At 52.8% G+C, this 3,021-nt stretch carries 2 protein-coding genes and 1 pseudogene; 2 read left to right on the forward strand and 1 reads right to left on the reverse strand.

Annotated features, from left to right (window positions below):
- Window positions 1-292: 292 nt before the first annotated feature.
- Window positions 293-2,521 (forward strand): putative bifunctional diguanylate cyclase/phosphodiesterase, encoded by a 2,229-nt coding sequence (locus B3P58_RS15410; protein ID WP_186435948.1) that lies wholly within the window; start codon window positions 293-295, stop codon window positions 2,519-2,521.
- A 2-nt stretch (window positions 2,522-2,523) separates the two neighbouring features.
- On the opposite strand, the gene B3P58_RS15415 is transcribed toward B3P58_RS15410, so the two are convergent.
- A complete protein-coding gene (locus B3P58_RS15415) occupies window positions 2,524-2,721 on the reverse strand; it encodes a tRNA (uracil-5-)-methyltransferase (protein ID WP_145469509.1) in 198 nt (65 codons plus the stop codon).
- A gap of 85 nt (window positions 2,722-2,806) precedes the next feature.
- On the opposite strand from B3P58_RS15415, the pseudogene B3P58_RS15420 reads away from it, so the two are divergent.
- Window positions 2,807-3,021 (forward strand): annotated as a pseudogene (locus B3P58_RS15420) (hypothetical protein); the annotation flags it as partial.

The following is a 3,021-nucleotide window of genomic DNA, read 5'->3' on the forward strand; positions in this document are numbered from 1 at the left end:
AAGCCGGTTGATGTGGCGGAAACCATCGCGTTTTTTGCCAATCCGGCGGCTTCCGGTGTCAGCGGTAACATCGTCCGTGTCTGTGGCCAGTCACTGGTCGGTGCGTAATATCTGACGCTGATAAAAAGCACCGCCTCCGGATTCCGGAAGTGGTGCTTTTTCCTGATCCAGCGCAACCACAGAATAAATACCCTCTCATTCCCGCTTTGCACAGGCCCCATTCCTGCGACAGCGGTTTCAAATCCTGCAGATACCGCTACACTTGGGTTCAGTCTTCATCTGAATGCAGTGTATGCCCCAAAATTCTATCCAGCATGGTCTGAGTGACGTTTCTCGTCTCGGTATTGGCCGCTATAACCATTTTCTGGAAATGCTGCTCAGTGGCCGTCCGCTGGAAATGCTGCTGAATGAACTGGTACTGCTGATTCAGGAAAAACAACCCGACTGTATTGCTTCCATCATGCTGCTCAGCGATGACGGCAAACGCCTGCTTCCCGGCGCAGCTCCTAACCTTCCTGATTTTTACGTCGCAGCAATGAATGATCTCAGCATTGGTGAGGGGGTCGGTTCCTGTGGAACCGCTGCAGCCACCTCGCGGTTGGTCATTGTTGAGGATATTCAGCGTCATCCTTACTGGCAGGATTACCGCGAGCTGGCTGCTCAGGCCAATCTGCGGGCCTGCTGGTCGCAGCCGATTGTGGGCAGTAAGGGTACGGTGCTCGGCGTATTTGGCCTTTACTATCGTGAGGTGCGACATCCGACCGGCCTCGACCTGCTGCTGATTCACGAAGCCGCCCGCCTGGCTCAGGCCAGTATCGAATTCCGCCGCGCCCAGAACCACCGCCAGCTGACCGAAACCATTACCCAGCATCTGCCGCTGGGGCTGATCATTACCGACAGCGAATTTAATATTGTCGAAGTTAATCCGGCTTTCAGTCAGATAACCGGTTACCCCGCCGCTGAAGTGCTCAGCCGCAAACCCGGTTTCTTCTCTGCCGATAGTAAATCCCTGCAGCAGTACCGCGACATCCTCGATAAATTGCCATCCTGGCGCAGCTGGACAACCGAACTGCTGATCAGCCGCCGTAATGGTGAACGCTTTAATGCCGAGCTGTGCTTTTCCGTCGTCCGTAATGAACAAAACGAAATCAAGCGTTACGTTGCTCTGATCAGCGATATCAGCGAACGTAAACGCTCGGAAGAAACCATTCAGTATCAGGCCAGCTACGATCTGCTCACCAGCCTGCCCAACCGCAATCTGTTTTATGAACGCCTGAACTGGACTCTGGAACAGGGGCGACGTAAGCAACGCGCGTTTTCTGTGTTGCTGATGGACCTCGATTACTTTAAAGAAATCAACGATACCCTGGGTCACGATGCCGGTGATGAATTACTGGTTAAGGTCGGCACCCGCCTGCAACAGAGCATGCGTCCACAGGACACCATTGCCCGCCTCGGTGGCGACGAATTTGGTTTTATTATTACCGGAGAACACGATCAGCAGGCGCTGCGGGAGTTAGCCGACAAATTACTGAAAAATGTCAGCCGCAGCCTGACCATCCGCCAGATGCGCGACTGCCGCATTTCTTCCAGTATCGGCATCAGTTGCTACCCCGGTGATGGCAGCACTCTGGAACAATTACTCAAGGCTGCCGAACAGGCGGTTTATGCGGCGAAAAATGCCGGCCGTAATGGCTACGCTTTTTTTACACCGGCCATGTTCGAAGCAGCAAAAACCCAGGCTTTACTGCATCAGGAAATGCATTTTGCCGTCAGCCGTAATCAGCTGGAGCTGCATTATCAGCCAATAAAACGCCTCAGCGACAATTGCATTGTGCAGCTGGAAGCGCTGATTCGCTGGAATCATCCGGAACGGGGACTGGTACGCCCGGATCTGTTTATTCCGTTAGCAGAAAAAACCGGCATGATCCGTGAAATCGGCCAATGGGTCAGACAGGAAGCCCTGGCCATGATCAATCGCCTTCAGCAACAGGGACTTCATGTTCCGATTGCTGTTAACGTGTCCACCGCCGAATTTTATGACCATAGCCTGGCCGATAAAATTATTGCTCAGGTTGAAGAATCCGGAGTTTCACACGGTAGTCTGCTGGTTGAAATTACCGAGAGTCTGCTGATCCGTAATCAACAGGAAACCCGCACCTTTCTGCAAAAACTGCAACAGGCCGGAATACGCGTTGCACTCGATGACTTCGGTACCGGTTTCTCATCGCTGTCGTATCTGGCCGCATTTCCCGCCGATAAACTGAAAATCGACCGCAGCTTTATTCATCAGATGACTGCCAATCCCCGTAAGCAGGCATTGGTGGATACCATTATTACCCTCGGCCACAGCCTGAATATGAGCGTGATTGCTGAAGGGGTCGAAACAGAAGAAGAAGAGGCCCTGCTGCGCAGCAAAGATTGTGACAATATTCAGGGCTACTTATTGGCAAAACCTTTGCCAGAGCCTGATCTGCTGAAATTTCTGCAGGGCTATAAAGCCGGTACCGGGCGCGACTGATCTCAGCGCTTTTTCTTTGCCCGTTTTTTCTTCAGATAATCTTTAACCGGTGTTTTTTTATCCGGCAATGCCGCCGCAAAGCGCTCACGCATGGCTTCCACTTTGGCTTCTTTTTCATCATGCATACGCGCATGACGGTGCTTTTCACCAGCCTGGCGAAAATCCACCACGGTACTTCCGGATTCTTTAGGCTCTGACATTATTGCTCCTATCGCTGATAGCAGGACGCCGCCATAGTCAGGCCATGGTAGCATAAGTCTTTTCTGACGGAACAAAGCTGCTGTTGTGACCACATCGCCTGACTCGCCATCATCGCCTTCTGCCCTGCCCATTGATCCGCTTTTGCCTGACCTGTGCATACAGCTGAGCACGCATATGAATGTGCTGCTGAGTGCCGAACCCGGCGCTGGTAAAACCACCCGCGTACCACTGGCTCTGTTGAAGGAAAACTGGCTCGGCGGGCAGGAGATTATCATGCTGGAACCCCGTCGCCTGGCCGC

Origin of the sequence: Thalassolituus sp. UBA2009, assembly GCF_002335285.1 — a bacterium.
Taxonomy (GTDB): Bacteria; Pseudomonadota; Gammaproteobacteria; order Pseudomonadales; family Oceanobacteraceae; genus Venatoribacter; species Venatoribacter alkanivorans.

Coding starts and splice junctions, on each gene's coding strand:
- B3P58_RS15410 (WP_186435948.1), top strand. CDS start 293: ATGCCCCAAAATTCTATCCAGCATGGTCTGAGTGACGTTTCTCGTCTC.
- B3P58_RS15415 (WP_145469509.1), bottom strand. CDS start 2,721: ATGTCAGAGCCTAAAGAATCCGGAAGTACCGTGGTGGATTTTCGCCAG.